Origin of the sequence: Paenibacillus popilliae ATCC 14706, from assembly GCF_000315235.1 — a bacterium.
Classification (GTDB): domain Bacteria; phylum Bacillota; class Bacilli; order Paenibacillales; family Paenibacillaceae; genus Paenibacillus_B; species Paenibacillus_B popilliae.
Window position 1 is genome coordinate 1 of sequence record NZ_BALG01000298.1, and the last position, 3,102, is coordinate 3,102.

Annotated in this window: 8 protein-coding genes; all 8 read right to left on the minus strand. The window is 44.6% G+C overall.

Annotated elements, in window-relative coordinates; genetic code table 11:
• The coding region (locus PPOP_RS16515) for a hypothetical protein (protein ID WP_006287782.1) at nt 1-396 on the minus strand (396 nt) is incomplete at its 3' end.
• Nucleotides 323-646: a hypothetical protein gene (locus PPOP_RS22940; RefSeq protein ID WP_006287783.1), complete on the minus strand. Its 324-nt coding sequence runs from the start codon at nt 644-646 to the stop codon at nt 323-325. The genes PPOP_RS22940 and PPOP_RS16515, both read right to left, overlap by 74 nt.
• A 2-nt stretch (nt 647-648) precedes the next feature.
• Complete coding sequence (locus tag PPOP_RS16520; RefSeq protein WP_006287784.1) at nt 649-1,503, minus strand: replication protein; 855 nt, start codon at nt 1,501-1,503, stop codon at nt 649-651.
• An 8-nt stretch (nt 1,504-1,511) separates the two neighbouring features.
• Nucleotides 1,512-1,736, minus strand: a complete 225-nt coding sequence (locus PPOP_RS16525; RefSeq protein WP_042229447.1) for a hypothetical protein — start codon at nt 1,734-1,736, stop codon at nt 1,512-1,514.
• Nucleotides 1,726-2,031 (minus strand): hypothetical protein, encoded by a 306-nt coding sequence (locus PPOP_RS16530; RefSeq protein WP_006287786.1) that lies wholly within the window; start codon nt 2,029-2,031, stop codon nt 1,726-1,728. The genes PPOP_RS16525 and PPOP_RS16530 overlap by 11 nt, the downstream gene beginning before the upstream one ends.
• A complete protein-coding gene (locus tag PPOP_RS16535; RefSeq protein ID WP_006287787.1) occupies nt 2,028-2,387 on the minus strand; it encodes a hypothetical protein in 360 nt (119 codons plus the stop codon). Before PPOP_RS16535 ends, PPOP_RS16530 begins: the two co-directional genes overlap by 4 nt.
• 94 nt (nt 2,388-2,481) lie before the next feature.
• A complete protein-coding gene (locus PPOP_RS16540; RefSeq protein WP_006287788.1) occupies nt 2,482-2,844 on the minus strand; it encodes a helix-turn-helix domain-containing protein in 363 nt (120 codons plus the stop codon).
• A partial coding sequence (locus PPOP_RS22945; protein WP_006287789.1) for a hypothetical protein occupies nt 2,831-3,102 on the minus strand: 272 nt, incomplete at its 5' end. The genes PPOP_RS22945 and PPOP_RS16540, both read right to left, overlap by 14 nt.

Consider the following 3,102-nt stretch of genomic DNA (forward strand, 5'->3'; position numbering starts at 1 on the left):
ATGTTGCAGATCCCGTAGAATCTCGTCGCTATCCTCGCCGTCTCGCACCTTCACGAATGTTTCATGTGCCAGATTAGTGATGCTCTCGGCCAGCCTCTCCTTCTTCACTTGGCGGATGAGCATCGGCACGCGGTTTTCGTTAAAGAAGGTTTTTCTCAATTCATGCAGTATCTGAATTTGTTTCGTCTTGCATTGTTTCGCTGTGCCCTTAAACGTTAGCCCTTCCTTGTCGTGAACCTGTTGCATAAGGCGGTAAAGCCAATCGTAGCCCTGGAACAGGTCGGCCGTCAGAACATGCCTATTTGCTTCGAAGAGGGTTGGGTCACTCAGAAACCCGCCAAGAAGTTCCTCGTGCGGCTGCGTTTCTCTCGCGTTGTCTTCTGTGTAACTCTTCAAGATAATCCCGCTCCTTTTGGTCAAGTGTAATAACGTTTGTCTTTCTTGGTCTCCGTTTCAGCAGGTCTGCCGGAACCGGAATGAAGCGGGATTCTTTAAAATGCTCATTCATGTACCGCTTGGCTTCCGTGAATGTTAGCTTCGTCCCAAGTCCTTTTTGCCATTGCTTCACCCTGCTTTCTGTCGGAACGTAGGAAGGGACAAACTCGGTAATAATGACTAGCAGCTGTCCTGCTTCTTTTTCCGTCATGTTTAAGCGTCCTCCTTGAGGGATGCAAGGAATTCATCCTGATTAAACTTTGTTCGTTTTCCTGCATCCGTTTTTACCTTCTTGTACTTGTCGCGGAAGTTCTCCAGCGGATCGTTCATTGTGAGAAACTTATCCACATTTTTTGGATTCATAAACTCCTTCAATGTGAATTTATGGGTATAATAATGCTCCTCACTTTTCAAGCAGAAATGATAATTCCCAATAGCCTCAATCAACTCTTCTTCACTATTTGCTTTCAACCTAGCGTTAATTGCGCTTTTGGTTGTGTCTGTTAATTCCCTGTGGACAATTATTTTTTTGGAATTCCAGACTTCGAAAATGGTATATATACTATCTTTAATATCTTTCTTTATATATTTTCTTTCTTCCCCCCCTAATTGTAGGAGACCCTCCCCTACAGATGGGGGGGACATCTCTCCTACGATTGTGGGGGACCCTCCCCCCTGTTCATGGGGGATACTCTCCCCTAGTTGTGGGTCTCCTTCGTTTGTAGGGGACCTATCATTATGGGGGAGGTTACTTTCAATTTCCCATTCCGTGTAATACTTGTTCATTCCGATCTTTCTTGACTTCGTTGTAGTGCATTGCTCGGATACAAAAAGGACCTTGCACTCAATCAATTTTTTCAATTCTTTTTCCACTGATTTATAAGACAGACCAGTAGCCTTCGAAATGAATCCAATCGATAACCCGTGATCCTTTCTCTTGAATCCAAACGTGTACCGCCAGACAATCAAGACTATACGCAATTGCGTGCCGTTGAACTTGAAACGTGGGACATGCTCCAGCAGTTCATTGGCTATTTGCGTATATCCGTCTTCAAGCTGAGCCCCCACGCCCCCACCTACTTTTGATTGATGATATCTAACAAATGATGGATATAGTCCAGTTCATTGAAAAGCAGCTTGTGTTCTAACTCCATGAGCCTATAGGCAGCCGTTCTAGTAACGGTATTGTCGTCGTTATCAACCTCTTCCAGTTCGCTCATAAGGTCATTCAAAACTCCTTGCCGATCTAGCAGCGCAGCTTGCCTGCTGTAAAGAGAAGAACAAACTTGTTCATGTGTCATGACAATCCCCCCCAAAGGCAGCCTCAAATAAGCGCTCCATTGCGCTCTCGTCCTGGTCCAGGATGTGCCACATGATTTGAGCATAGAAGTCATAACGTTCCTCTTTATCAACGCCTTGGAGAGCAGCATGTAGCCTGTTTGTAAGAGGCTCAAGATCCCCCTTTAGTGGGAAGGCTCGCCAATTGAATCCAAGGTGATGATACTTACCCTGGAACTCTGCTATATCCCGCTTCGGATAGGGATCGATGAAGTAGAGAAGCTCAATTATTTTTGCCTGCTCCAGCCCCACCATCATTTCGAACCGCCCCCTTCTTCCGCAGTTGAAAGAAGGGCTGCTTCCTGATATTTCATTACGTGCCTTAGATAAAAATATCCTTCCACGAAGCCATTTACGAATTCTAATTCGTGCTCCAAGCGGGCTAAACTGTTCAGCTTATCCTCCAAATCGAAGAGTTGCGTTTTAAGAGCTTCGTCCGCAGATTTCGTAAGGCAGTTAAAAGCCTGGTAGGCTTCATCTTTTGCTTGCACCACATGCGGGGGTTTTAACGGATCTGCTTTTTGTGGGTTTTCATCCTCCAAGAACCGTTTCAAAGCAATTTCCCTTACCAGCATTTCAATTTCAAAATCGACATTAACCGAATTATTCCCCATTATCGACACTCTCCCGTATGGGTCCCCCTTGCACAACATGAAATGATTATGTATAATGTTGCGCAAAGGGATACCTTGAATTTGTGTTATCGCCTTAACGTCCGGCCAAAGACATGTTAAGGTGATTTTTATTTTGTGCTGGTAGCACGCCAATATAGATATGATCAACAGAAATTCCATACAGGTCGCACAATTTTCTGAATGTAGGGTAATGCATTTTTTGGTTATCTTCCTCGTATTTTTTGATCCTGCTTACCGGAATGCCCGCCTTCTCTGATACCTGCTTGTGACTCAAACCCACGTTTTTCCGAGCTTCGCTAAACGTTATCTTGCCTTTTGGGGCGATTCTCACCCACTCTTTCAATTCCGCTTCCAACGCCGCAATATCCCTGTCAATCCTTTCTGGAGAGGTACCAAGAGCCTTCATGTCCTTTAGAATCTCATCAATGGACCGCATCGTTCTCCACCGCCTTCAGATTTGGTTTGTTTGGTATCATATTAACTACATCCCCATACTTATCAACTTCAGTCGTATATGTCTGTAGCGGCTTCCCAGTGATGTCTTCAAGCAATTTGAATGAATCGAACACCTTCTCCCCTGTTTGTCGCTCGTATTCCTCTTTAACTATGAAAAAGTGTTCCATCCAGGCATCATGAAGATAATCGTCAAAGTCCGCTTCGATACGCTTCAAAACAACAAGATACTCAAAAGTAG

Bases quoted from the DNA above. Each gene is read 5' to 3' on its own strand.
- PPOP_RS22940 (WP_006287783.1), bottom strand. From the start codon at position 646: ATGACGGAAAAAGAAGCAGGACAGCTGCTAGTCATTATTACCGAGTTT.
- PPOP_RS16525 (WP_042229447.1), bottom strand. From the start codon at position 1,736: ATGACACATGAACAAGTTTGTTCTTCTCTTTACAGCAGGCAAGCTGCG.
- PPOP_RS16530 (WP_006287786.1), bottom strand. From the start codon at position 2,031: ATGATGGTGGGGCTGGAGCAGGCAAAAATAATTGAGCTTCTCTACTTC.
- PPOP_RS16535 (WP_006287787.1), bottom strand. From the start codon at position 2,387: ATGGGGAATAATTCGGTTAATGTCGATTTTGAAATTGAAATGCTGGTA.
- PPOP_RS16540 (WP_006287788.1), bottom strand. From the start codon at position 2,844: ATGCGGTCCATTGATGAGATTCTAAAGGACATGAAGGCTCTTGGTACC.